Source organism: Streptomyces hebeiensis (assembly GCF_052983195.1).
In genome coordinates this window covers 2,248,219-2,271,523 of sequence record NZ_CM129812.1, presented here as the reverse complement: position 1 = coordinate 2,271,523, position 23,305 = coordinate 2,248,219, and the positions used below count along the sequence as shown (strand labels likewise).

Below are 23,305 nucleotides of genomic sequence, written 5' to 3'. Positions count from 1 at the left end.
CAGGGGCCTGGCCAGGGGCCCGAATCCCGGACCGGACCCCCGGACCGGGGGCCGGCCAGGGACCAGAGGCCCGAACCCAGGGCCCGGGCTCCGGCGGGGCACCACCCGGCAGGGACCGCGCCTCACACCAGCCCCAGCGCGAAGAGGCCGAAGCCCGCCGCCAGCAGCCCCGCCGCCGCTCGCCAGGCCGTGGCGGCCGGGCTCCCCGTGCGCCAGGGCCCGTCGAAGCCGCGCGCGTACCGGCCGATCACGACCAGCAGGGTCGCGAACAGCGGGAGCCAGGTCAGCCGGGCCACGATCCAGCCGAGCGAGTCGGGCGAGGTCGTCAGCCCCGCCACCGGGCCCAGGAACGATCCGGGCACGGCGACCGCGAGCATCGCGCTCTGGTGCCAGCACAGGATCGTCATCGCGGACAGGTTGACCACCACGACCGGTGCCCAGACGGCGGGCCTGGCCAGCAGCCGCCCGATCCGGTCCCGGAGCAGGACCGCCGCGCCGCACTGCGCGGCGGCGAGGGCGAGGACCAGCAGGGACGGCGGGTGCGAGTTCGTGCGGACCGCGCCGGGCACGCCGACCATCGACGCCGGGTAGTGGAAGACCAGCAGCAGTGCCGCGAACAGCACCACGCCGCCCGCCAGCAGCGCGCGGGCCGTGCGCCGGCCGAGCGCTCCCTCGGCCCAGCAGACGCCGAGCTGGTAGGCGAAGAGCCAGCCCGGCAGGAGGTTCGCCGCGCTCAGCCAGGACGGCATCGCGTCGGCCCAGGGGCCGTAGCGCAGCAGGTCGACGACGGCCACCGCGCCCAGCAGGGGAGCGGCGGCCCAGGCCCCCGCCACGCGCGCGGCGCGCACACAGTACGGCGTCAGCGCCGTGACGACGATGTAGATCCCCACGAACCACAGCGGCTGGATCACGAGAGTCGACGCCGTGCGCAGGGTGGTGGCGGGCACGCCCACCGCGTACAGGGCCGAGAGCAGCACCGCCCATACGGCCGTCACCCCGAGCACCGGCCGTCCCAGCCGCACCACGCGTTGCCGAAGCCAGGCGGCGGTCGTGGCCGGCCTCCGGCGGTAGGAGAGCACGGACGCGTAGCCGCCGACCAGGAAGAAGACGCCGAGCATCTGGAGCACCCAGCTCAGGGGCGCGAAGCCGCCCATGGCGGTCAGCGGACTCGCGTTGCGCAGCGTGCCGGGCCCGTCCAGGGTGAAGCCGCCGAGCAGCCAGTGCCCGGTGGGCACGGCGAGCAGCGCGAGCGCGCGCAGGCCGTCGAGGGCGCGGTCACGGCCGGCGGGCGTGCGGGCCTCTATGGTCGCGACGACCGTGGCGAGCGTCATCGGACCGCCTCCGCACGGGCCGTACCGGCTTCTCCCCGGGCGATGGCGGCGAACGCGCGGAGCGAGTCGGTTCCCGGCGCGAAGTAGCCGGTGTGTCCGCGGGCGTCGTCGGCGGGCACCCGGAGGGCGCCGAAGGACGCGGCGGCCGGATCCTGGCCGTGCCCGAGGCCCGCGAACTCGACGTGCGGGACCTTGGCGATCCAGTCGTCCCGGTCCTTGGCCGCCCACACCCGCGCGTCGGTACGGAGATCGGCCACCCGGGAGGCGCGCATCCCCGGGGAGCCGAACACGACGATGTCCGAGGCGTTCACCTCATGGGCGGCGAGCCCGCACACGACGGAGCCGTAACTGTGGCAGAACAGCACGGGTTTCTCCGCCCCGACCGCGGCGAGCCCCTCGGTGAGCCTCACCAGGCGCCCGGCACCGGCCTCGGCGAGCTTCCCGGTGGCCGCGGCCGGCCCGATCCCGCGCGGGGTGGTGTAACCGGCCCACGCGATCACGGCCGTACGCTCCCCGGTCGCCGCGCGCAGCGACCTGGCCATGCCGGCGGGGGTGCCGTACCGGTCGCGCGCGCGGTCGAAGCCCGCCGCGTCGATGTCGGAGCCGGGGACGACGACGGACACCCGGCGGGCGGCGGTCAGTTCCCCGAACACCTCGGCGACCTGCCCCCGGCCGCGCGGATCGAAGGCGAGGATGTGCCGGCCGGGCGCCGCGAGCCCGGCGAACCGGGGGTCGTGCGTGGCCCGTACGGCACGGGCGTTGGCCGCGTAGCGCAGCGCCACGGGGGCGCCGTCGAGATTGCCGACGACGAGCGGGTGCCGGCGGACCAGCCGCTCCCGCTGTTCGCTCGTCAGCGAGGCGAAGAAGCGGGCGACCGCGCCCGGCTCCGTGGTCCCGGGGTCCGGCAGCGCCCGGCCCAGCGAACCGTCCGCGCGCCATGCCGCGCTCCCGGGCGGTGGTCCGGTGACGGGTTCCTGCGCGTCCCCCGAGACCCATCCCGCCGTTCCCCCGACCAGGGCCGTCACCAGCGCGGTGGCGGCCAGGGCCCTCCTGTGGCGGTGCATGTCCGTCTCCTTGTGTGGCTCGTCCTGAGAAGTGGCGAGCCGGAAGGTACGGAGACGGGGTGCGACAGGACGTCACACCGGGGAGCCAACTGGAAGGTGATACCGAGGTAGGGGCGGTGGCAGGAGGGCCCGGTCGGAGCTTCCGGCAGGACGGGCCGGTCCGGTCCGGGGCAGGCCGGGCCCGTGTCTCAGGCGGGCGCGTCGCCGGGGGTGACCAGCCCCGACTCGTACGCGAAGATCACGGCCTGCGCCCGGTCCCGCAGGTCGAGCTTGGCCAGCACCCGGCCGATGTGCGTCTTCACGGTCTGCTCGGCGACCACGAGCCGCCCCGCGATCTCCTGGTTGGACAGGCCCCGCGCGATCAGTTCGAGCACCTCGGTCTCGCGCGGGGTGAGGCCGCGCAGGCGCTGGGCGGGGGCCCGGCGCGCGGCGGGCCGCTGCTGGGCGAAGTCCGCGATCAGCCGACGCGTCACGGACGGTGCGAGCAGTGCCTCGCCGGCCGCGACGACCCGGACCGCGGCGATCAGATCGGCCGGGGGCGCGTCCTTCAGCAGGAAGCCGGAGGCGCCGGCGCGCAGCGCCTCGTACACGTAGTCGTCCACGTCGAAGGTGGTGAGCATCAGCACCTTGGGGCGGTGGATCACCCCGGGCGGCGGGTCCAACAGTGCGCGGGCGGCGGCCAGTCCGTCCATCTCCGGCATCCGGACGTCCATCAGGACCACGTCGGGGTGGACGGTACGGCTCACCTCCACGCCCCGGCGGCCGTCCGGCGCCTCGCCCACCACGTCGATGTCGGCCTGGGCGGACAGCAGCGCGGCGAAGCCCGCGCGGACCATGGCCTGGTCGTCGACTATGACCACGCGGATCGTCAAGGAGTGTCCTCCGGTTCGGGGGTGGCGGATCGAACGGGTACGGAGCCGGCACCGGTCGCCTTGACGCCGGGTCCGGGTCCGGGTCCGGAGTCGAGGTCGCGGTCGGTTTCGGGACGGAAGGCGGCTTCGGGACGGAGACCGGCTTCGGGGGCGGGATCGGCCACAGCGGAGCCACCGGTGGCCAACGGGAGCCGGGCGGCCACCCGGAAGCCGCCGTCCGGCAGCGGGCCGGTGTCCAGTGTGCCGCCGGTCAGCCGGACCCTTTCCCGCATCCCCACCAGGCCGTGACCGGTCCCCGTGGTCTCCAGCGGTGAGGTGCGCGCGGCGGCCGGCCCGTTGACGACCAGGACGGTCAGCCAGGAGCCGTCGCCGGCCACGGAGACCCGGGTGCGCGCGCCGGAGGCGTGCCGTACGACATTGGCCAGGGCCTCCTGCACGATGCGGTACGCGGACAGGTCCACGGCCGGCGGTACGGAGCCCAGTTCGGCGGGCAGCGACAACTCGGCCGGCACCCCCGCCCGGACCGTCGCCTCCACCAGTTGCTGGAGACGGTCGAGCCCCGGCTGCGGTGTCCGCTCGCCCTCCGAACCGTCGCTGCGCAACACCGCGAGCAGCCGCCGCATCTCCGCGAGGGACTCCCGGGCACTCGCGGCGATCGTGGCGAACTCCTCGCGCGCCGGACCGGGCAGGCCGTCGATCCGGTACGGGGCGGAATCGGCCTGCACGGTGATCACGGACATGTGGTGCGCCACCACATCGTGCAACTCGCGGGCGATACGCGCGCGTTCCTCCAGGAGCGTGCGCCGGGAGCGTTCCGCCTCGCTGATCGTCTCCTGCTCCGCCAGCTTGCGCTGGGCGTCGCCGCGCTCCCGCAGCGCGGCGGCTACGACGAGGAACACCCCGCTGAGCACGAAGAGCAGCAGATGGCTGCCGTCGCTGCGGTCCTGTGAGAGCAGTTCGAAGAAGAGCCCGGCCAGTCCGGTCGCCAGCCAGACGGCGAGCAGCGTACGGCGCGACTCCCGCAGGCCGAGACAGAGCATCAGCAGCAGGTAGCCGACGACCACCATGGGGGTCCACGGCCAGGGGCGGCCCGCGAGGCCGTCCGCGCCCCAGAGCAGGATCCCACCGATCACATCGGCGCCGAAGACGATCCACCAGGCGGACAGCGGACGGGTCACGGCGAGCAGCAAGGGCGCGGCCTGCGCGGTCGCGAGGGCCCCCGACCAGCCGCCGCCGAGCCGGTAGTCCTGGGTGAGGACGGTGGTGGTGACCGGCAGCAGCGTCACGGCGAAGCCGAACGCCACGACGTACGGCGCGACCCGCTGCCATCGCCGGGGCGCGTGCGCGAACAGCGGCTCGGTGGACTCGGCAGGCGTGCGCAGCGCCGTGACCAGCGCGCGGATCGTACCGAGCGCGGCGGTACGGAGATGCGTGGGCGGGGAAGGCATGGCGCGCACCAGCGTAGGGCGCGGACGGTGGGCGGACGTCATACCGGGGACCGGCACCGTGGTCATACCGGGGTATGAGCGTACCGGCGTCATCTCGAGGTATGAGCACACCGGCGTCATCGGGGCGGGACCCGACCTGGTCACAGCTCTGCCAGCAGTTCCGCCTTCTTCGCCGAGAACTCCTCGTCCGTCACCAGCCCCGCCCGGTGCAGCTCCCCCAGGTGCCGTATCCGCTCCGCCACATCCGCCGGATCGCTCCGTACCGCCGCCGTCGCCACGGCACCCGCCGCGACGAGCGCGCGGTTCGCCGGCGGCCGGCGTGCCGACGCGCCCTGGACCGCCTCCAGGACAGCCGCCGCGAACGGAAGTGACTCGTGCACCGGACCGTATCCGAGGCCGAAGACGACGGCCGCCGGGTCGTGGTCCGCGGGTGCGGGCTCCGGTGCGGCCGTGCCCGTGACGTCGTCGCGGCGCAGCATCCGCAGGTAGCCGTTGAAGAGCTCGGGGGAGCGCCACTCGACCCCTTCCAGCTCACCGACCGGGAGGACCTGGTCGCCGGCCTTCCACTTCGCCGTGGACGCGCCCGTCCAGAACCAGCGGAAGGACACCCTCTTCCCGTCGAACGACGCCTTGGCGTCGTACGCCTTGAACTGGAGGGGAGCCTCGGGCGCGGCGACCAGGTAACGCTCGGCCGGTTCCCGCCCGTCGCGGATGCCGGCGCGCAGTTCGTCCGCGTAGTACTCCGCGAGCGTCTCGCGGTCGGCGGGCAGGACCAGGCGGTAGGGATCCACGCTCTCCTTGAGCTGGCCGGCCGCGGCCTCGACCAGCGGGTCCGCGCCGGGTCTCGGCACGGCACGCAGCACCACCGTCCCGCGCTTTCCGGGGCCGAGCGTCACCGACGACAGCGCCTCGTAGGGGACGCGCCGTTCGCCGAGCGCCTGGAAGAGCTTCGGTGTCCGTATCCCCGTCCGTGCCCCCCGTTCGAAACGGATGAGCACGGAGTCGCTGTCGAACTCCCAGGTGGCATGATTCCCCGCCAGCACATCACCCATGTGCCTCATCGTAGGCTGCGGGCGGCCGCACGTCCCCTGCCGAAGCGTACGAATTCTACGCGCGTCCGGCGCATGAGACAGGGCCCGGCGCCGACGGGCGACAGGGCCTGGGGCCGACGGGCGGCCGGACCGGAGCCGGTGACCGGCAGGTCCGAAGGCGGCGGTCGGCCGGCCCGGGCGGCGGTCGGCAGGTCCGCAAGACGGCGGTCGGCCGGCCCGGGCGGCGGTCGGCAGGTCCGCAAGACGGCGGTCAGCCCGCCAGGCTCACCCCGGCCACCGCGAGCCCGCTCCGGCACGCGGTCGCGCCGTCCGCGCAGGTCACCGCGCGATACGCGCCGACCCCGATGTCCGCGAAGTTGTCGAGGCTCTCCGTGCCCGGCTGGAAGTACCCCGCGTGCCCCGCCGCCCCGGAGGCCGAGAGCACCCGGGCGCCGAAGGCCCGGGTGACCGGGTCCGCGCCGTGGCCGAGCCCGCCGACCGCCAGGTACGGCACGTCCTGGATCCAGTCGTTCTGGTCGCGCATGGCCCAGACGTGGGCTGCGGTGCGCAGCTGCCGCGCGGTCTCGACCCGCATGCCCGGGCTGCCCGCGACCGCCACGTCCGTGACCCGGGAGGGCAGGGCGCGCGCCGCGACCCCGCACACCACGGAACCGTAGCTGTGGCAGAACAGCGAGACGCGTGACGTGCCGGGCAGCGCGGCGGTGAGGGCGGCCAGGCGTACGGCACCGTCCTCGGCGAGCTTCCCGATCGCCGCGTCCACCCCGAGGCCGGCCGGGGCCGTGTAGTCGGCCCAGGCGATGACGGCGGTGCGGGCGGCGGGCCCGGCCACGCGCTCGGCCGAGTACAGCGACTCGGCCATGCCCACCGGCGCGGTGTAGTAGCGCTCGGTCTTCTCGAACGTCAGTACGTTCGTGTCAACGCCCGGCACCACGACCGAGACGTGCCGCGCCCGGTCGAGGTCGCCGAAGACCTCGGCGACCCGGCCCTTGCCCGACGGGTTGAACGCGAGGATCTGGCGCCCCGTGCTCAGCAGGGACTCGAAGCGGTTCATCCGGCGCCCCGCCTGGTGTCTGCCGTCCGGCGACAGCCTGCTGTCGCGCATCCGGTGCTCCTCCACCTGGCGCGCCTGCATGAGAGCCAACCGGTTGGCCCGGTACCGCAGCGTGACGGGAGCGCCGTTGAGATTTCCCACGACGAGCGGGTAGCGGGTCGCGAGCCGCTCCCGCTGAACGGGTGACAAGGACGCGAAGAAGGCGGCGAGCCGCTTCGGCGCGGAGTGCGGGTCCGGGAGGTGGCGCGCTCCTATGCGGTCCTTCTCCCACGCCGCCAACGCGGCCTTCAGCGGTTCTCCGGGACCGCGTGTGCGCTGTACAGCGGTCCACCCGGTGGATGCCAGCATGACGAACACGACGGCGAGGGCCAGGAGTGCGCGCCATGCGTTGAGGGTGGGGGAGGAATCGAAGGAAGTCACTGGGGATAACCCTAGGCCGCGGGCGGGGGGCCTCGCGACGAGGAACGGGAGTGGTGAGACAGATCACGGGCCCCGGAGGATTGGACCGACGGTAACCTCACGCAGTGTGAATTTTCCGCACACTGCGCGGTGCGTCACGGGGTACGGCGCGGAAGGCGGCGTGTGAGCGGGGCCAGGTGTGCCCGTACTCCGGACCGCGTGCGCGGGACCACGTTCACGCGTACGGCCGTGTGTCGCGGTTCACACGTACGGACCTGCTGTCGCGTGCCGGTACCCGGTCTGCGCGGCCGTGGCCGTGGCCGTGGCGGATCTGTGGCCGTGGTCATGGCCGTGAGCGTGGCCGTGGTCGTGGTCGTGAGTCTGGTCGTGGTGGCTCCGGGCGCGCCGCTGACGAAGCGGGCCGTCGACGCGGGTGTGACGAGCGGGGAGAGTGCGCGTCTGGCGTCAGCCTCCGGTTGATCCGGCGTCAATTCGATGGCCGAGACGGCCCTGCCGGAAGGTTCCGCCAGGGCTGTCGCCTATCCGGGTGGCCCGGGAGGCGAGCCCTTCCACGGGTCTTACTTCGCAGGTCAGGCTGGAGGTCGACCGGCGCGTCGCCCGATGTGCCGGCGGACTCGACACGGGGGCAGATCCATATGCGAATGACCATGACCACGTCCACGTCCACGGCCAAGGCCGCGTCCTCGTCTGTGGCCGCGACCGCGACCACGACCGCGACCACGACCGCGACCGCGAGCACGTCCGCGTTTCGGCTCACCGGTGTGCGGAGGGCCACGGCCGTCGGGGCGCTGGCCGTCGCAGCGCTCCTGCCGCAGACGGCGGGCACGGCGGCGGAGGCGGCCGCGCCCGCGTCGTCCGCGTCGTCCGCGCCGGCTGTTCGCGCGGCGGCCGCGCCCGTCCGCCTGGGCCAGTGCGGGGCGGGGGAACTGTGCCTCTGGGAGAAGGACGATTTCAAGGGCGCGCGGAAGACGTACGAACTGGCCGGCATCGACATCGAGAGCTGTGTGCCGCTGCCGAAGGGCACGAGCGTCCAGTCGCTGGCCAATCGCACCGGGCGGCCGGTGACGACCTACCAGTCGGAGGAGTGCGGGGAGACGGCGGAGTTCGAGACGTACCCCGGCGGGGGGACGTGGCTGCCGCGGTCGCCTTACCGCGTACGGGCGTTCAAGGTCTGGGAGAGGTGAGGTCCGGGACCGCAGGGCCCGGGGCCCGGATCACGGCGGGGCCCGGGCCCCGGACCACCGGCGGAGCCGGGTCTCTGAGCGCCGCCGGGTCCGGGAACGTCCGGAGGGCGGCGGGACCTCTGACGTCCCGCCGCCCTCCGGAGCCGCGCGCGCGTTCACGCGGCGGGTCAGGCGTCGCCTCCGGCCGCGCCCGGGTCCGCCGCCGACGCGTCCAGCAACTGATAGCGGTCCACCGCCTGCTTCAGCGCCGACCGGTCGATCTTCCCTTCCTTGGCCAGCTCCGTGAGCACGCCCAGGACGATCGACTGCGCGTCGATGTGGAAGAAGCGCCGGGCCGCGCCACGGGTGTCCGCGAAGCCGAAGCCGTCCGCGCCCAGCGACTGGTACGGGCCCGGGACCCAGCGGGCGATCTGGTCCGGCACCGACCGCATCCAGTCGGATACGGCCACGAACGGTCCGCGCGCGCCCGACAGCTTGCGGGTGACGTACGGGACGCGCTGCTCCTCCTCCGGATGCAGCAGGTTGTACCGCTCCACCTCGACGGCGTCGCGCCGCAGCTCGTTCCACGAGGTCGCCGACCACACGTCGGCCTTGACGTCCCACTCCTCGGCGAGGATCCGCTGCGCCTCGACCGCCCAGGGCACGGCCACCCCGGACGCCATGACCTGGGCCGGGATCGAGCCGCTGGTGCCCTCGCGGAAGAGGTGGATGCCCTTGAGGATGCCCTCGACGTCCACGCCGGCCGGTTCGGCGGGGTGCTGGATCGGCTCGTTGTAGACCGTGAGGTAGTAGAAGACGTCCGGGTCCTCGCCCGGGGCGGCATGGCCGTACATCCGGCGCAGGCCGTCCTTGACGATGTGCGCGATCTCGAAGCCGTAGGCGGGGTCGTACGCGACGCACGCCGGGTTGGTCGAGGCCAGCAGCTGCGAATGGCCGTCCGCGTGCTGAAGGCCCTCACCGGTCAGTGTCGTACGGCCTGCGGTCGCGCCCAGAACGAATCCGCGAGCCATCTGGTCGGACATCTGCCAGAACTGATCACCGGTCCGCTGGAAACCGAACATCGAGTAGAAGACGTACACGGGGATCAGCGGTTCGCCGTGTGTCGCGTACGCCGATCCCGCCGCGATCAGCGAGGCCGTACAGCCCGCCTCGGAGATGCCGTCGTGCAGCATCTGGCCCGTCGGCGACTCCTTGTACGACAGGAGCAGCTCGCGGTCCACCGCCTCGTACTGCTGGCCCAGCGGGTTGTAGATCTTGGCACTCGGGAAGAACGAGTCCATTCCGAAGGTCCGGTACTCGTCGGGCGCGATCAGCACGAAGCGCTTGCCGATCTCCTTGTCCCGCATCAGGTCCTTCAGCAGTCGGACGAACGCCATGGTGGTGGCGATCGACTGCTGGCCCGAGCCCTTCTTCACCGCCGCGTAGGTCTTGTCCCCGGGCAGGTTCAACGGCTTCGCCCGCACGACGCGGGTCGGCACATAGCCGCCCAGCGACCTGCGGCGGTCGTGCATGTACTGGATCTCCTCCGAGTCCCGGCCCGGGTGGTAGTACGGCGGCGGGCCGTCCTCCAGCTGCCGGTCGGTGATCGGGAGGTGCAGCCGGTCGCGGAACCCCTTGAGGTCGTCGACGGTCAGCTTCTTCATCTGGTGGGTCGCGTTGCGGCCCTCGAAGTTCGGCCCGAGCGTCCAGCCCTTGACGGTCTGCGCCAGTATCACGGTCGGCTGGCCCTTGTGCGCCTTGGCCGCCGCGTACGCCGCGTACACCTTCTGGTGGTCGTGACCGCCGCGCCCCAGGTGCAGGATCTGGTCGTCGGTCATGTTCTCGACCATGGCCCGCAGCCGGTGGTCGTCGCCGAAGAAATGCCGGCGGATGTAGGCGCCGGTCTCCGTGGCGTACGTCTGGAACTGCCCGTCCGGCGTGGTGTTCAGCCGGTTGACCAGCACGCCGTCCCGGTCCTGGGCGAGCAGCGGGTCCCAGGAGCGGTCCCAGACCAGCTTGATCACGTTCCAGCCGGCGCCGCGGAACTGCGACTCCAGCTCCTGGATGATCTTGCCGTTGCCGCGCACCGGGCCGTCGAGGCGCTGGAGGTTGCAGTTGACGACGAAGGTGAGGTTGTCCAGGCCCTCCCGGGCGGCGATCGAGAGCTGGCCCAGCGACTCGGGCTCGTCCATCTCGCCGTCGCCCAGATACGCCCACACGTGCGACCGGGAGGTGTCGGCGATACCGCGCGCCTCCATGTACCGGTTCATCCGGGCCTGGAAGATCGCGCCCAGGGGGCCGAGGCCCATCGAGACGGTCGGGAACTCCCAGAAGTCCGGCATCAGCCGGGGGTGCGGATAGCTGGAGAGGCCGTTCGGCGCCTTCGACTTCTCCTGCCGGAAACCGTCCAGCTGCTCCTCGCTCAGCCGGTCGAGCAGGAAGGCGCGGGCGTAGATACCGGGGGAGGCGTGCCCCTGGAAGAAGATCTGGTCGCCGCCCCCGCCGTCGTCCTTGCCGCGGAAGAAGTGGTTGAAGCCGACGTCGTACAGGGAGGCGGACGAGGCGAAGGTGGCGATGTGCCCGCCGACGCCGATCCCCGGGCGCTGAGCACGCGAGACCATCACGGCCGCGTTCCAGCGGGTCGCGTTGAGGATCTTGCGTTCGATCTCCTCGTTGCCGGGGAAGAACGGCTCGTCCTTGGTCGCGATGGTGTTGACGTAGTCCGTGCTGCGCATCTCGGGCACGGCCACGCGCTTCTCACGGGCCCGTTCGATCAGCCGGAGCATCAGGTACCGGGCACGCTCACGCCCCCGATCGTCGACGGCGGCGTCGAGCGAGTCGAGCCACTCCTGAGTCTCCTCGGGGTCGAAGTCCGGGACCTGGCTGGGAAGGCCGCCAATGATGATCGGGTTGCGATCGGATCCGGAAGCCACGCTGTTCCTTCACTGTCGGTCGTCTCGTGCCCCGCGCTCACGGTCGGTGCGGCGCACGCCGTCGGGGTACTGCTCCTCCGCGTTCCGAGGCGGCCGCGCCGCCTCCTTCGTGGACCGCGACGACAGATACGTCACCTCTACTGTGGACCTCTACTGTGGGGCAGCGGGAGTCCCCTGGGAACCCCGCCCCCGGACGGGCCCGGCCGCCGTGTCCGGGCTGCTCGCCGCGCCTGTCATCGCTCGTCGTGCCCGTCAAATCGCAACCTTACGCCCAACTCGCGCACGTTTTCCGTCGGAAGATACCGGCCCCGAAGGCACGCCGAAGCGGCATACCATGACAAGGGAGGCGGAAGTGTACGACCTCCGTCACGGAGGGTGGTGCAGAAGTGACAGGAGTTGCGGTGAAGCGGCCCGGATCGTCACCGTTTAGGCGGTCTCGGCGGCCGGGTACTTGCGCGATCCGCCCCGCCCGTGTGGACTACGGCCAGTGCCCCGCGTACGCGCGCGGCTGAAGCATTTCCCGAACATGATCAGGAGGCAATCCGTGAGCGCGACCGCGGACCACGCGGAGGAACGGACCAACCTGGCCGCACGGCTGGGGTTCGAACCCGGACAGGTGGTCCAGGAGATCGGCTACGACGACGACGTCGAGCACGAGCTCCGCGAGTCCATCGAGGCCGTCATCGGCCAGGAGCTCGTCGACGAGGACTACGAGGACGTGGCCGACGCCGTCCTGCTGTGGTTCCGTGACGAGGACGGCGACCTTACGGACGCGCTGGTGGACGCCATCGGTTTGATCGAGGACGGTGGAGCGGTGTGGCTGCTCACGCCCAAGACGGGCCGCGACGGCTACGTCGAACCGAGCGACATCAACGAGGCCGCGCAGACCGCGGGCCTGTCCCAGACCAAGAGCATCAGCGCGGGGAAGGACTGGACCGCCAGTCGGCTGGTCACTCCCAAGGCGGCCAGGTCCAAGCGCTGATACGGGCGTCATCGGCGTCGCGCCCGGCGTTGCGAGACATCCAGAACATCGGCCCCGGCCCGTGGATACGGACCGGGCGGCCATGAAGGACCCCCGCCGACCTCGGTCGGCGGGGGTCCTGTGCGTAGGGTGGACAGCGCCGGACGGCGGCCGCGGGCATCGGTCGAGCCCGCGTCCCCTGTTGAGCCGTCCGGCCGCTGATGACTGCCGAGCCATCTGAAAGGACGTACACCCATGGCGATCGAGGTCGGCACCCCCGCCCCGGACTTCGAGCTGACGGACAACCACGGGCGGACCGTGCGCCTCTCCGACTTCAAGGGGGCGGACGGGAAGAACGTGGTGCTGCTCTTCTACCCGTTCGCCTTCACCGGCGTCTGCACGGGCGAGCTGTGCGCCCTGCGCGACGAGCTGCCCTCGTTCGTCAACGACGACACCCAGCTCCTCGCCGTTTCGAACGACTCCATCCACACGCTGCGCGTCTTCGCCGAGCAGGAGGGCCTGGAGTACCCGCTGCTGTCGGACTTCTGGCCGCACGGCGAGGTGTCGCGGGCGTACGGCGTCTTCGACGAGGAGAAGGGCTGCGCGGTCCGCGGCACGTTCATCATCGACAAGGAGGGCATCGTCCGCTGGACCGTCGTGAACGGCCTTCCGGACGCCCGGGATCTCGACGACTACGTCAAGGCGCTCGCCGCCATCTGAGCCCCGGCTCCGCCGACCCGCCGGAAACCGTCTTACCGGGGCGGCCCCGGCGGAACCCTGACAAGGGGGTGTGTTCCCGCCGGAATCCCCTCGTAGGGGGTGTTCCGCCGGAAACCGCCCCGTCCCGACGAAATCGCCGAGGGACGGGGAACCGGTCACTAGGATCCAGTCGTTGATCCGATGCCAACGCTTCAGGGGACGCGCGGCCCGCGGCGTCAGCCGCCTGCCAGGGGCGCCGGACCCGAGAAACCATAGGGAGGACTCGTGGGAGTCAGCCTCAGCAAGGGCGGCAATGTCTCGCTGACCAAGGCCGCGCCCAACCTGACCGCGGTGACCGTGGGTCTGGGCTGGGATGTCCGTACGACCACCGGAAGCGACTTCGACCTCGACGCCAGCGCGCTGCTGACGAACGCCGAGGGCAAGGTCGCCGCCGACGGGAACTTCGTCTTCTTCAACAACCTCAAGAGCCCCGACGGCTCGGTCGAGCACACCGGTGACAACCTGACCGGTGAGGGCGAGGGCGACGACGAGGCGATCAAGGTCAATCTGTCGGCGGTCCCCGCCGATGTCGAGAAGATCGTGTTCCCCGTCTCGATCTACGAGGCGGAGAGCCGCCAGCAGTCCTTCGGCCAGGTGCGCAACGCGTTCATCCGCGTGGTCAACCAGGCCGACAACAACGAGCTCGCGCGGTACGACCTCACCGAGGACGCCTCGACCGAGACCGCGATGGTCTTCGGCGAGCTGTACCGCCACGGCGCGGAGTGGAAGTTCCGGGCCATCGGCCAGGGGTACGCCTCGGGCCTGCGCGGTATCGCGCAGGACTTCGGCGTGAACGTCTGAGCCGCGCTTCCGCTCAGCCGCCACCAGTACGCCTGTACGACCGTCCGCGTCCGGCGCCGCACATTCTCCCGTGCGGCGCCGGACGCGCATCGGTACGGGAACGAACCGTCCGCGAACGGCATGAACGGGCGCCCGGCGGGCAGGACGTCAGGCGCGTTCTTGTCCGCGTCCGACGTCCTGGCCGGCCGGCACGGAACGGCAACACCTCATCGGGGAGGAATCAGCATGGGTGTCACACTCGCCAAGGGAGGCAATGTCTCCCTCTCCAAAGCCGCACCGAACCTCACCCAGGTCATGGTCGGACTCGGCTGGGACGCGCGCTCCACCACCGGAGCGGACTTCGACCTCGACGCCAGCGCGCTCCTGTGCGCCTCGGGCCGGGTGCTGGGCGACGAGTGGTTCGTCTTCTACAACAACCTCAAGAGTCCGGACGGCTCGGTCGAGCACACCGGTGACAACCTGACCGGTGAGGGCGAGGGTGACGACGAGTCCCTGCTGGTCGACCTCTCCAAGGTGCCGGCGGGTTGCGACAAGATCGTTTTTCCCGTCTCGATCCATGACGCGGACGCCCGCGGCCAGACGTTCGGACAAGTCAGCAACGCGTTCATCCGGGTGGTCGACCAGGCCGACAACAACGAACTCGCGCGGTACGACCTCAGCGAGGACGCCTCCACGGAAACAGCGATGATCTTCGGCGAGCTGTACCGCTACGGGGGCGAGTGGAAGTTCCGGGCGGTGGGCCAGGGGTACGCGTCGGGCCTGCGGGGTATCGCTCTAGACTTCGGGGTCAACGTTTCGTAAAGCTGTACGCTGCGCGGGGGAAAACCCGTTAATCACCAGATGGGGTAGTGGCACGTGATCCTGAAAACCTTCGGCTGGTCGTTCGCCATCACGGCGCTCGGCCTCGCCTTCGCGGCCTGGCAGTGGGGGTGGGAGGCGTTCGGGGTCGTACTGATCCTGTCGATCCTTGAGATCTCGCTCTCCTTCGACAACGCGGTCGTCAACGCCGGCGTTCTGAAGAAGATGAATGCCTTCTGGCAGAAGATCTTCCTCACGGTCGGCATTCTTATCGCCGTGTTCGGTATGCGGCTGGTCTTTCCCGTCGTCATCGTCGCCATCAGTGCCAAGGTCGGCCCCATCGAGGCCGTCGAGCTGGCCATGCAGGACCCGGGCCGGTACGAGGACCTGGTCACCGACGCCCACCCGGCGATCGCCGCCTTCGGTGGCATGTTCCTGTTGATGATTTTCCTCGACTTCATCTTCGAGGAGCGGGAGATCACCTGGCTGAGCTGGCTGGAGCGGCCGCTGGCCAAGCTCGGCAAGGTCGACATGCTGTCGGTCTGCATCGCCCTGATCGTCCTGCTCGTGACGGCGCTCACCTTCGCGACCCACGCCCACACCAGCACGGGCTACCAGGACAAGTCGGCGACGGTGCTGCTCGCCGGTGTCGCGGGCCTGATCACCTACCTGGTCGTGGGCGGGCTCTCCGGCTTCTTCGAGAACCGCCTCGAAGAGGAGGAGGAGCGCGAGCAGGAGGAGGAAGAGAAGGCCAAGGCGGAGGGCAAGCAGGTCTCCGCGGTCGGCCTGGCCGGCAAGGCCGCGTTCTTCCTGTTCCTCTACCTGGAAGTGCTGGACGCGTCCTTCTCCTTCGACGGGGTGATCGGCGCCTTCGCGATCACGAACCACATCTTCTGGATGGCACTGGGCCTGGGTATCGGCGCGATGTACGTCCGCTCGCTCACGGTCTACCTGGTCCGCCAGGGCACTTTGGACGACTACGTCTACCTGGAGCACGGCGCGCACTACGCGATCGGTGCCCTGGCCGTGATCCTGCTGATCACGATCCAGCACTCGATCAACGAAGTGATCACGGGCCTGGTCGGAGTCGTGCTGATCGCCGCCTCGTTCCTGGCCTCCGTACGCCGTAACAAGGCGCTGGAGGCCGACGAAGGCGGCCAGGGCACCGACAAGGGCAAGGAGGCGCTGCGCGTCTGACGCGCGTGCTCCGGTGAGCCTCTGGTGAGCCGGTCCTCCGGGGTGTGATCCAGAGGGGTTTTCGGGAACGCTCTGAACGGGGCGGCCGACGGGCGCGAGCCTCTCGGCCGCCCTTGTTCTGTGTTCCGCGACATGTGTTTTCCGTGACCGACGGCGAGTTGACGACAGAGGTGGGGTGGGCATGGCCTTCTGGGACAATCTGTTGCCGGGACGAAGGGCATCACAATTCGACACGGGTCACGCCGTGTCGAACGCCATAGGACTGACCAAGCGGCGGCCGACGATCTCGCTCACCAAGCAGGGCGCGGCCACCGGCAATCTGCGGGTCAACCTCTCCTGGCAGATGCGCACGTCCGACATCGAGCGCCGACGGCAGAGCGGGCGGCTGCTGGGCAATCCGCTCAAGATGTTCAAGCCGGAGGTCGTCCAGGCGCATACGCAGGGCGTGGTCAACGTGGACCTGGACCTCGGGTGCATGTATGAGATGACCGACGGCACGAAGGGAGTCGTCCAGCCGTTGGGCAACTTCCTCGGCGACCTCAACGGGCCGCCGTACGTGAAGCTGAGCGGCGACGACCGGTTCGGCGCGGGCTCGGGCGAGACGGTCTACGTCAACCTCGACCAGAAGGACGAGATCAAGCGATTGCTGTTCTTCGTCTACATCTACGACCAGACGCCGGCCTTCGACCGTACGCACGCCATGGTCACGCTCTATCCGAGCAGCGGCCCACGGGTCGAGATCGAACTGGACGAGGACGCCCCTGAGGCCCGCTCCTGCGCGGTTTTCTCGCTGGAGAAGGTCAAGGGCGAACTGGTCGTGCGGCGCGAGGTGAAGTTCGTCTACGGCTTCCAGGCCGAGCTGGACCGGCTGTACGGCTGGGGCCTCCAGTGGGGGCGTGGCTACAAGACGAAGACCTGAGAGGCGGCCGTGTGCGGAAACGGCCGGGCGGGACTGTCGCGACACGCCCTAGGAGCGGACGAACTGGGGTCCCATCGGAGGCAGCCGGAAGTTCGGGTCCGGAGCGGGAGCCGCCGCGGCGGCCGGCTGTGGATAGCCGTAGGCGGGCTGGGGCGACGACACCGGTTGGGGATAGCCATAACTGGGCGGCGCCGAGGGCAGCGCGGGCTGCGGGTATCCGTACGCGGGCGGTACGGCCGGCTGGGCGGGCGGCCGGCCGGGTGGCGGCGGCAGCCGGGCGGCAGCCGGGGCCGGGAGCGCCGAGGTGACGGCCGCGGGGTCGTTGACAGGCTGCCCGGGTGCGGGCCGCTCCGCCTCGGCCTGCCCGCTGTCGGACTCGGCGCCGTCGGTCCGGGCGTCCTCGGGCCGGGCGTTTTCGGTCCGGACGCCGGCACCCTCCGCCGGGTCGTCGCCCGTGCCCTGCTCGCTCTCGTCGACCGAGATGCCGAAGGCCGTGGCCAGTCCCACCAGCCCGGTCGGGTAGCCCTGGCCGACCGCGCGGAACTTCCAGCCCTCCCCGCGCCGGTAGAGCTCGCCGCAGATGATCGCGGTCTCCTCACCGGTCTCGGGCCGTACGTCGAAGACGGCCAGCGGATCGCCTTCGGCCGCACCCGCGTCGTACAGCTCGATCCGCAGGTCGCTCACGTGCTGGAAGCTTCCTCCGTCGGAGGAAGCCGCGAGCACCACCTGTTCGACCGAGGCGTCGAGGGAGGTGAGGTCGGCCTCCACGGTGTCCGTCAGCGTGTCACCGGCCTGCTTCTTGGACAGCCGCCGCACCAGCCCCGACGGGTGCCGCGGCTGGTTGTAGAAGATGAAGTCCTCGTCGGTGCGCACCCGGCCGCCCGCCCCGAGCAGCAGGGCGGAGGCATCCACGTCGGGCACCCCGGCGCCCGGGGACCAGCGCAGCACGGCCCGTACGGCCATGGCGTCGAGGGGGACGTTCGAGCCCTTCAGCATCGCGTGCGTCATGCCGGTCATCCTGCCCTCCCGGCGCCCGCGTGGACAACGCGGGGCCGGTCCACGCCGCCCGCCGACAGGCCGGGTGAACGATGGGTCACCGGAATTTCATGTACCGGGGGAACTGTTGACACCCGTCCATACGTACTATTACCGGCCACATGACCGACAGGCTATTTTCGGCAGTACGGGGGCTATGAATGCGTCATTACGGGCATGTCTCGCCTGCTGTCCGGAAGCGCTTGTTCCATAAGGAGCCGTGTGACTTCCACGCCGGCTCCCCGGCCGACCTGCTCTCGGCGGCGCTCGGGGCCACGCTCTACAGCCCGGCCACCAGGCCGCGGCTCGCCGACGACGTGCTCAAGCTCGCCCGGCGCGGGGTCGTCTCCATGGTGCTCTGCCTGGAGGATTCCATCCATGACGCCGAGGTCGAGGACGCCGAGATCAACCTCGTCCGACAGTTCGAGAAGCTTGCCGAGCAGGAGGCCGAGACGCCGCTGCTGTTCATCCGTGTCCGGGAACCGGAGCAGATTCCCGACCTCGTACAACGGCTCGGCCCGGCTGTCCGGCTGCTGACCGGATTCGTACTCCCCAAGTTCACCGAGGAGCGCGGTACCCCCTTCCTGGAAGCGCTCGTCGACGCGGAGAGCGTGAGCGGACACAAGCTGTACGCGATGCCGGTCCTCGAGTCGCCCGAGCTGCTGCACCTGGAGACCAGGACCGCCACCCTCACCGGCATCGCCACCACCGTCGACAAGTACCGCGACCGGGTCCTCGCCCTGCGGCTGGGGGTCACCGACTTCTGCTCGGCATACGGACTGCGCAGGTCCCCCGACATGACGGCGTACGACGTGCGTATCGTGGCCGGAGTCATCGCCGACGTGGTCAACGTGCTGGGCCGTGCCGACGGTACCGGCTTCACGATCACCGGTCCGGTCTGGGAGTACTTCCGGTTGCAGGAGCGCATGTTCAAACCGCAGCTGCGGCGCAGTCCCTTCCTCGAAGGCAGCGCCGAGGAACTGCGCACGACGTTGATCGAACACGACATGGACGGGCTGCTGAGTGAGATCGCCCTGGACCGGGCCAACGGACTCCTGGGCAAGACCTGCATCCACCCCTCCCACGTCCCCCCGGTCCACGCGCTCTCGGTCGTCAGCCATGAGGAGTTCAGCGATGCGCAGGACATCCTGCGGCCGGAACGAGACGGAGGCGGCGTGCTGCGCTCGGCGTACACGAACAAGATGAACGAGGCCAGGCCGCACCGAGCCTGGGCCGAACGCACGCTTCTGCGTGCCGAGGTCTTCGGCGTCGCGCGCGAGGACATCGGCTTCGTGGACCTCCTGACCGCGGGCATCCCCCGGTGACGGCCGGCATACCGCCGGTGGATGCCGGTGTCCTCCCGAGCAAGAGAGAGAATCCCGACGAGATGTGGTCCGGGACATGGGTCGCCGAGCGGCTGGGCGTCACACTCGACGGGGACGAGCGACTGCTCGACCTGCTCGGCCTGGCGCTGCGACGCAACCCCAAACGGGCCCACCTCCTCGTCTCGAACGTGCTGGGCAAGCATGTGCCGCAGAGCCCCGGTGTCGTCCATGGCACGGGCGTGGCACTGGGCGAGCGGGTACGGGCGCTGCTCGGCCGCGACGCCGCGCGGGCGGTGGTGCTCGGTTACGCGGAGACCGCGACCGGGCTCGGACACTCCGTCGCGGACGGGTTGCGCGACGCCCCGTACCTGCACTCCACGCGCCGCCCCGTCCCGGGCGTGGCCCGGGCGGGCGGCTTCGAGGAGTCGCATTCGCATGCCACCTCCCATCTGCTGCTCCCGGAGGATCCGGGCCTGCTCGCCGGGGAGGGCCCGCTGGTCCTCGTCGACGACGAGTTCTCCACCGGCAACACCGTCCTCAACACCATCAGCGCCCTCCACGAGCGCTATCCACGCTCCCGGTACGTGATCGTCGCGCTGGCCGACCTGCGCTCGGCGGCCGACCAGGGCAGGCTCGCCGAGTTCGCCGACGAGATCGGTGCCAGGATCGACCTGGTCACCCTGGTCACCGGCACGGTCCGGCTGCCGGAAGGCGTTCTGGCCAAGGGCCAGGCACTCGTCGCGGAGCACGAGTGCCCTCCATCGGGCGTTCCGCTGCCCGAGTCCCGTGTCCCGGGACGCGGGACAGGTACGGCGACCACACCGGCGGCGGTGCCGGCCGGGACAGTGCCGGACAGACGACCGGTGGACGACACCGTGGCGCGCGCCGCCCTCGACTGGCCCGTCGGCCTGCCGGACGGCGGCCGTCACGGCTTCACCCCCGCCCACCGGGCCCGGCTGGAGTCCGCGCTGCCGGGGATGGCCGCCGCACTCGCCGAGCGCCTCACCGACGCCCGGCGCGTTCTCGTCCTCGGCTTCGAAGAGCTGATGTATGCCCCCCTGCGCATCGCCGAGGCCCTGGAAGGCTCCTGCGCAGCCGAGGTGCGGTACTCCACCACCACCCGCTCTCCCGTGCTGGCCGTGGACGACCCCGGATACGCGATACGCAGCCGGCTCGTTTTCCCCGCCCACGACACCGCGGCCTTCCCGGACGGTGACGGCGTCGGCGACCGGTACGCGTACAACGTCGCGGGCGCGGGCTTCGACGCCGTCGTCGCGGTCGTCGACTCCGTGGCCGATTCCCCCGAGCTGCACGCTCCCGGCGGCCTGCTGGCCCAGCTCGCCGAGCACATACCCCAGGTGCTCCTCGCTGTCCTGCCCTCCTATCTGCCCACTCCCGCAGGCCCCGCGCACGAGGCGCCGACTTCGCACAGCCGCTCATCGCACGATCCCGAACGGCAGGAAACATCCATGCTGCCCGAGCCCCTTCGTGGCCCCGCCTTCTCCTCCTACGCGCCCGATGACGTGGGCTGGCTCCTCCAGGATCTGTCCGACGTGGAGCTCGAAGCACCCACGGAGGAGCGTGAGGAGGCCATCCAGAGCGGTGGTGCCCACTACGCGGAGTCCCTTCCTGTCGAATACCAGCCCAATGCCCAGTACCAGCAGCTCTTCGCCTCCGCCCTGGAGACGTCCGCGGCCCGTATCGCACGCGCCGTCGGCACCGTCACCGAGATCGTCCTGACCGAACGCCCGCCCCGCCCGGTGCTGGTGTCACTGGCCCGGGCCGGCACCCCTGTCGGCGTCCTGATGCGCCGCTGGGCCCAACGGCGGCACGGCCTCGACCTGCCGCACTACGCCATATCGATCGTCCGCGGCCGGGGCATCGACACCAACGCCCTGCGCTGGCTCGCCGCCCACCACGATCCCGCCGATGTCGTCTTCATCGACGGCTGGACCGGCAAGGGAGCCATCACGCGGGAACTGAGCCAGGCGCTCTCGGCGTTCGAAGACTTCAACCCCGAGATCGCCGTGCTCGCGGATCCGGGCGGCTGTGTACGGACCTATGGCACCCGCGACGACTTCCTGATCCCCTCCGCCTGCCTCAACTCGACCGTCTCCGGCCTGATCTCCCGTACCGTCCTGCGGGCCGACCTCGTGGGCCCACAGGACTTCCATGGCGCGAAGCACTACCGGGACCTCGCCGACGCCGACGTCTCGGGCTACTTCCTGGACACCGTCGCGGCCCGTTTCGCCGAGGTCATGGAGGCCGTGGACACCGACGTCAAGGAACTCCTCCAGGCCGACCGCACGCCCACCTGGGAGGGCTGGGCAGCGGTCGAGAGGATCAGCCGGCAGTACGGCATCCACGATGTGAACCTGGTCAAGCCGGGAGTGGGGGAGACCACCCGGGTCCTGCTCCGCCGGGTCCCCTGGAAGATCCTCGCCCGGCGCGGCGCCGAGGCGGACCTCGCCCACGTCCGGCTGCTGGCCCAGCAGCGCGGGGTACCCGTCGAGGAGGTGGACGGCCTTCCGTACTCCTGCGTCGGCCTGATCCATCCCCGGTACACCCGGGGCGCGACGGGAGCGGACGGCAAGGCGGTGACCGCTTCATGAGCACCCCCTCTTTTCCCGTGGGCCCGGCTCACGCGGCCTCGACCTCCGTTTCCGCGGACGCGGCTCCGGTCAGCTCGGCGCCCGATCCCGCGCGTTCCTCGCCCCACTCACCGGTCCTGGTCGCCAGTGATCTCGATCGGACCCTCATCTATTCGGCCGCGGCACTCCAGCTCTCCATGCCGGACGCCCAGGCTCCCCGCCTGCTCTGCGTCGAGGTGTACGAGAGCAGACCGCTGTCGTATCTGACCGAGACGGCCGCGGGACTGCTCGCCCTGCTGGCCCGGAACGCCGTCTTCGTACCGACGACCACCCGCACTCGTGAGCAATACGGCCGGGTCCGGCTGCCCGGCCCGCCACCCGCGTACGCGATCTGTGCCAATGGCGGACATCTGCTGGTCAACGGTGTGTCGGACCGATCCTGGCACGATCAGGTGATTCGCAGGCTGGGCGACGAATGCGCTCCGCTCGGCGAAATCCGCGCTCATCTGCTCGCCACGGCCGACCCCGCCTGGCTTCTCAAGGAACGGATCGCCGAGGACCTTTTCGCTTATCTGGTGGTCGATCGGGCGCTGCTGCCCGAGGGCTGGGTCAAGGAACTCGCCGAGTGGGCGGAGCCCCGCGGCTGGGCCGTGTCCCTGCAAGGGCGCAAGATCTACGCCGTACCGCGCCCGCTCACCAAGAGTGCCGCGATGCGGGAGGTCGCCCGCAGAACTGGTGCCGGTCGCACTCTCGCAGCCGGCGACTCGCTCCTCGACGCCGACCTGCTCCTCGCGGCCGACCGTGCCTGGCGGCCCGGCCACGGCGAACTCGCCGACGCGGGCTGGAACGCACCCAACGTCGAGTCCGTCGCGGCCACGGGAGTGGCCGCGGGGGAGCACATCCTCCGTAACCTCATCCGCGCCGCCGCCCCCGCCCTCGCTTGACCATCCGTGTGCCCAGCAAGGCCACGAACGCCAGCACCGCAGCCACCAGTACCACCTTCGAATACGTCGAGACATAGCCTGTCACCTCCTGCCAGTTCTCCCCCAGCGCGTATCCCGCCAGGACGAAAGCGCTGTTCCACAGCGCGCTGCCGAGTGTCGTGAGAACGAGGAAGACGGGCAGCGGCATCCGTTCGATCCCCGCCGGAACCGATATCAGGCTGCGGAAGATGGGGATCATCCGGCCGAAGAACACGGCCTTCGTCCCGTGCCGCTGGAACCATGCCTCCGTTTTCTCTATGTCACTCACTTTCACCAGCGGCAGCCGGGCCGCTATCGCGACGGTCCGCTCCCGGCCCAGCAGCGCTCCCGCGGCGTAGAGCGCGAGAGCCCCTGCCACCGAACCGGCCGTGGTCCACAGCAGAGCGGCGAAGAGGTTCATCCGGCCCGTGCTCGACGCGAATCCGGCGAGGGGCAGAATCACCTCACTGGGCAGAGGCGGGAACAAATTCTCCAGCGCGATGGCGATGCCCGCGCCCGGGGCTCCGAGGCGGTCCATGAGGCTGTTGACCCAGGCGTCTGGGCTGGTCTCGATCATGCAATTCACGCTAAGCGCTTCCGGCCGGGGGCACATTGAGGTCGAC

Annotated in this window: 20 protein-coding genes; 11 read left to right on the top strand and 9 right to left on the bottom strand. The window is 70.9% G+C overall.

Annotation, left to right across the window (positions count from 1 at the left end; all coding sequences use genetic code 11):
- Nucleotides 1-122: 122 nt before the first annotated feature.
- The 6 genes from ACU6P3_RS09670 to ACU6P3_RS09645 form a co-directional block, all read right to left on the bottom strand.
- On the bottom strand, nucleotides 123-1,331 hold the full coding sequence (locus ACU6P3_RS09670) for an acyltransferase family protein (RefSeq protein WP_447196766.1): 1,209 nt from the start codon (nucleotides 1,329-1,331) through the stop codon (nucleotides 123-125).
- Nucleotides 1,328-2,395: an alpha/beta hydrolase gene (locus ACU6P3_RS09665; RefSeq protein WP_447196765.1), complete on the bottom strand. Its 1,068-nt coding sequence runs from the start codon at nucleotides 2,393-2,395 to the stop codon at nucleotides 1,328-1,330. The genes ACU6P3_RS09670 and ACU6P3_RS09665 overlap by 4 nt, the downstream gene beginning before the upstream one ends.
- A gap of 188 nt (nucleotides 2,396-2,583) precedes the next feature.
- Nucleotides 2,584-3,267 (bottom strand): response regulator, encoded by a 684-nt coding sequence (locus tag ACU6P3_RS09660; RefSeq protein WP_447196764.1) that lies wholly within the window; start codon nucleotides 3,265-3,267, stop codon nucleotides 2,584-2,586.
- On the bottom strand, nucleotides 3,264-4,715 hold the full coding sequence (locus tag ACU6P3_RS09655) for a sensor histidine kinase (RefSeq protein WP_447196763.1): 1,452 nt from the start codon (nucleotides 4,713-4,715) through the stop codon (nucleotides 3,264-3,266). Before ACU6P3_RS09655 ends, ACU6P3_RS09660 begins: the two co-directional genes overlap by 4 nt.
- 140 nt (nucleotides 4,716-4,855) lie before the next feature.
- Nucleotides 4,856-5,767: a DUF4429 domain-containing protein gene (locus tag ACU6P3_RS09650; protein ID WP_447196762.1), complete on the bottom strand. Its 912-nt coding sequence runs from the start codon at nucleotides 5,765-5,767 to the stop codon at nucleotides 4,856-4,858.
- 250 nt (nucleotides 5,768-6,017) lie between these two features.
- On the bottom strand, nucleotides 6,018-7,238 hold the full coding sequence (locus tag ACU6P3_RS09645; protein ID WP_447196761.1) for an alpha/beta hydrolase: 1,221 nt from the start codon (nucleotides 7,236-7,238) through the stop codon (nucleotides 6,018-6,020).
- 324 nt (nucleotides 7,239-7,562) lie between these two features.
- On the opposite strand from ACU6P3_RS09645, the gene ACU6P3_RS09640 reads away from it, so the two are divergent.
- Together ACU6P3_RS09640 and ACU6P3_RS09635 are read left to right on the top strand one after the other, a co-directional pair.
- Nucleotides 7,563-7,697 (top strand): hypothetical protein, encoded by a 135-nt coding sequence (locus ACU6P3_RS09640; RefSeq protein WP_447196760.1) that lies wholly within the window; start codon nucleotides 7,563-7,565, stop codon nucleotides 7,695-7,697.
- Between the two features lie 188 nt (nucleotides 7,698-7,885).
- Nucleotides 7,886-8,422 (top strand): peptidase inhibitor family I36 protein, encoded by a 537-nt coding sequence (locus ACU6P3_RS09635; RefSeq protein WP_447196759.1) that lies wholly within the window; start codon nucleotides 7,886-7,888, stop codon nucleotides 8,420-8,422.
- A gap of 167 nt (nucleotides 8,423-8,589) precedes the next feature.
- Here the strand turns inward: ACU6P3_RS09635 and aceE are convergent, their stop codons facing one another.
- Nucleotides 8,590-11,334 (bottom strand): pyruvate dehydrogenase (acetyl-transferring), homodimeric type, encoded by a 2,745-nt coding sequence (gene aceE / locus ACU6P3_RS09630; protein WP_447196758.1) that lies wholly within the window; start codon nucleotides 11,332-11,334, stop codon nucleotides 8,590-8,592.
- Nucleotides 11,335-11,878: 544 nt separating this feature from the next.
- Here aceE and ACU6P3_RS09625 point away from each other — a divergent pair.
- From ACU6P3_RS09625 to ACU6P3_RS09600, 6 genes are all read left to right on the top strand, one after another.
- Nucleotides 11,879-12,316 (top strand): DUF3052 domain-containing protein, encoded by a 438-nt coding sequence (locus ACU6P3_RS09625; protein WP_030746709.1) that lies wholly within the window; start codon nucleotides 11,879-11,881, stop codon nucleotides 12,314-12,316.
- A gap of 234 nt (nucleotides 12,317-12,550) precedes the next feature.
- The gene (locus ACU6P3_RS09620) at nucleotides 12,551-13,015 is read left to right on the top strand and encodes a peroxiredoxin (protein ID WP_344275679.1); all 465 of its coding nucleotides are present in this window, start codon (nucleotides 12,551-12,553) and stop codon (nucleotides 13,013-13,015) included.
- 264 nt (nucleotides 13,016-13,279) lie between these two features.
- On the top strand, nucleotides 13,280-13,855 hold the full coding sequence (locus ACU6P3_RS09615) for a TerD family protein (RefSeq protein WP_030746703.1): 576 nt from the start codon (nucleotides 13,280-13,282) through the stop codon (nucleotides 13,853-13,855).
- Between the two features lie 225 nt (nucleotides 13,856-14,080).
- The gene (locus tag ACU6P3_RS09610) at nucleotides 14,081-14,656 is read left to right on the top strand and encodes a TerD family protein (RefSeq protein ID WP_344275674.1); all 576 of its coding nucleotides are present in this window, start codon (nucleotides 14,081-14,083) and stop codon (nucleotides 14,654-14,656) included.
- A 54-nt stretch (nucleotides 14,657-14,710) separates the two neighbouring features.
- Nucleotides 14,711-15,850, top strand: a complete 1,140-nt coding sequence (locus ACU6P3_RS09605; RefSeq protein WP_447196757.1) for a DUF475 domain-containing protein — start codon at nucleotides 14,711-14,713, stop codon at nucleotides 15,848-15,850.
- A 181-nt stretch (nucleotides 15,851-16,031) separates the two neighbouring features.
- On the top strand, nucleotides 16,032-16,769 hold the full coding sequence (locus ACU6P3_RS09600) for a TerD family protein (protein WP_447196756.1): 738 nt from the start codon (nucleotides 16,032-16,034) through the stop codon (nucleotides 16,767-16,769).
- Between the two features lie 48 nt (nucleotides 16,770-16,817).
- Here ACU6P3_RS09600 and ACU6P3_RS09595 read toward each other — a convergent pair whose 3' ends face one another.
- A complete protein-coding gene (locus ACU6P3_RS09595; protein WP_447196755.1) occupies nucleotides 16,818-17,777 on the bottom strand; it encodes a TerD family protein in 960 nt (319 codons plus the stop codon).
- Nucleotides 17,778-17,965: 188 nt separating this feature from the next.
- Between ACU6P3_RS09595 and ACU6P3_RS09590 the strand changes: the two genes are divergently transcribed.
- The 3 genes from ACU6P3_RS09590 to ACU6P3_RS09580 all read left to right on the top strand — a co-directional run bounded on the left by ACU6P3_RS09590 (nucleotide 17,966) and on the right by ACU6P3_RS09580 (nucleotide 22,664).
- Nucleotides 17,966-19,129 (top strand): HpcH/HpaI aldolase/citrate lyase family protein, encoded by a 1,164-nt coding sequence (locus ACU6P3_RS09590; protein WP_447196754.1) that lies wholly within the window; start codon nucleotides 17,966-17,968, stop codon nucleotides 19,127-19,129.
- 62 nt (nucleotides 19,130-19,191) lie between these two features.
- Nucleotides 19,192-21,741, top strand: a complete 2,550-nt coding sequence (locus ACU6P3_RS09585) for a phosphoribosyltransferase (protein WP_447197825.1) — start codon at nucleotides 19,192-19,194, stop codon at nucleotides 21,739-21,741.
- A complete protein-coding gene (locus ACU6P3_RS09580; protein ID WP_447196753.1) occupies nucleotides 21,738-22,664 on the top strand; it encodes an HAD family hydrolase in 927 nt (308 codons plus the stop codon). Before ACU6P3_RS09585 ends, ACU6P3_RS09580 begins: the two co-directional genes overlap by 4 nt.
- On the opposite strand, the gene ACU6P3_RS09575 is transcribed toward ACU6P3_RS09580, so the two are convergent.
- Nucleotides 22,633-23,259, bottom strand: coding sequence for a DedA family protein (locus ACU6P3_RS09575; RefSeq protein WP_447196752.1), 627 nt, complete (start codon nucleotides 23,257-23,259; stop codon nucleotides 22,633-22,635). The two genes, ACU6P3_RS09580 and ACU6P3_RS09575, sit on opposite strands and share 32 nt — an antisense overlap.
- Between the last annotated feature and the right edge of the window lie 46 nt (nucleotides 23,260-23,305).

Coding starts and splice junctions, on each gene's coding strand:
- ACU6P3_RS09670 (WP_447196766.1), bottom strand. CDS start 1,331: ATGACGCTCGCCACGGTCGTCGCGACCATAGAGGCCCGCACGCCCGCC.
- ACU6P3_RS09665 (WP_447196765.1), bottom strand. CDS start 2,395: ATGCACCGCCACAGGAGGGCCCTGGCCGCCACCGCGCTGGTGACGGCC.
- ACU6P3_RS09655 (WP_447196763.1), bottom strand. CDS start 4,715: ATGCCTTCCCCGCCCACGCATCTCCGTACCGCCGCGCTCGGTACGATC.
- ACU6P3_RS09650 (WP_447196762.1), bottom strand. CDS start 5,767: ATGGGTGATGTGCTGGCGGGGAATCATGCCACCTGGGAGTTCGACAGC.
- ACU6P3_RS09640 (WP_447196760.1), top strand. CDS start 7,563: ATGGCCGTGAGCGTGGCCGTGGTCGTGGTCGTGAGTCTGGTCGTGGTG.
- ACU6P3_RS09635 (WP_447196759.1), top strand. CDS start 7,886: ATGACCACGTCCACGTCCACGGCCAAGGCCGCGTCCTCGTCTGTGGCC.
- ACU6P3_RS09620 (WP_344275679.1), top strand. CDS start 12,551: ATGGCGATCGAGGTCGGCACCCCCGCCCCGGACTTCGAGCTGACGGAC.
- ACU6P3_RS09610 (WP_344275674.1), top strand. CDS start 14,081: ATGGGTGTCACACTCGCCAAGGGAGGCAATGTCTCCCTCTCCAAAGCC.
- ACU6P3_RS09600 (WP_447196756.1), top strand. CDS start 16,032: ATGGCCTTCTGGGACAATCTGTTGCCGGGACGAAGGGCATCACAATTC.
- ACU6P3_RS09595 (WP_447196755.1), bottom strand. CDS start 17,777: ATGACGCACGCGATGCTGAAGGGCTCGAACGTCCCCCTCGACGCCATG.
- ACU6P3_RS09590 (WP_447196754.1), top strand. CDS start 17,966: ATGCGTCATTACGGGCATGTCTCGCCTGCTGTCCGGAAGCGCTTGTTC.
- ACU6P3_RS09585 (WP_447197825.1), top strand. CDS start 19,192: ATGTGGTCCGGGACATGGGTCGCCGAGCGGCTGGGCGTCACACTCGAC.
- ACU6P3_RS09580 (WP_447196753.1), top strand. CDS start 21,738: ATGAGCACCCCCTCTTTTCCCGTGGGCCCGGCTCACGCGGCCTCGACC.
- ACU6P3_RS09575 (WP_447196752.1), bottom strand. CDS start 23,259: ATGATCGAGACCAGCCCAGACGCCTGGGTCAACAGCCTCATGGACCGC.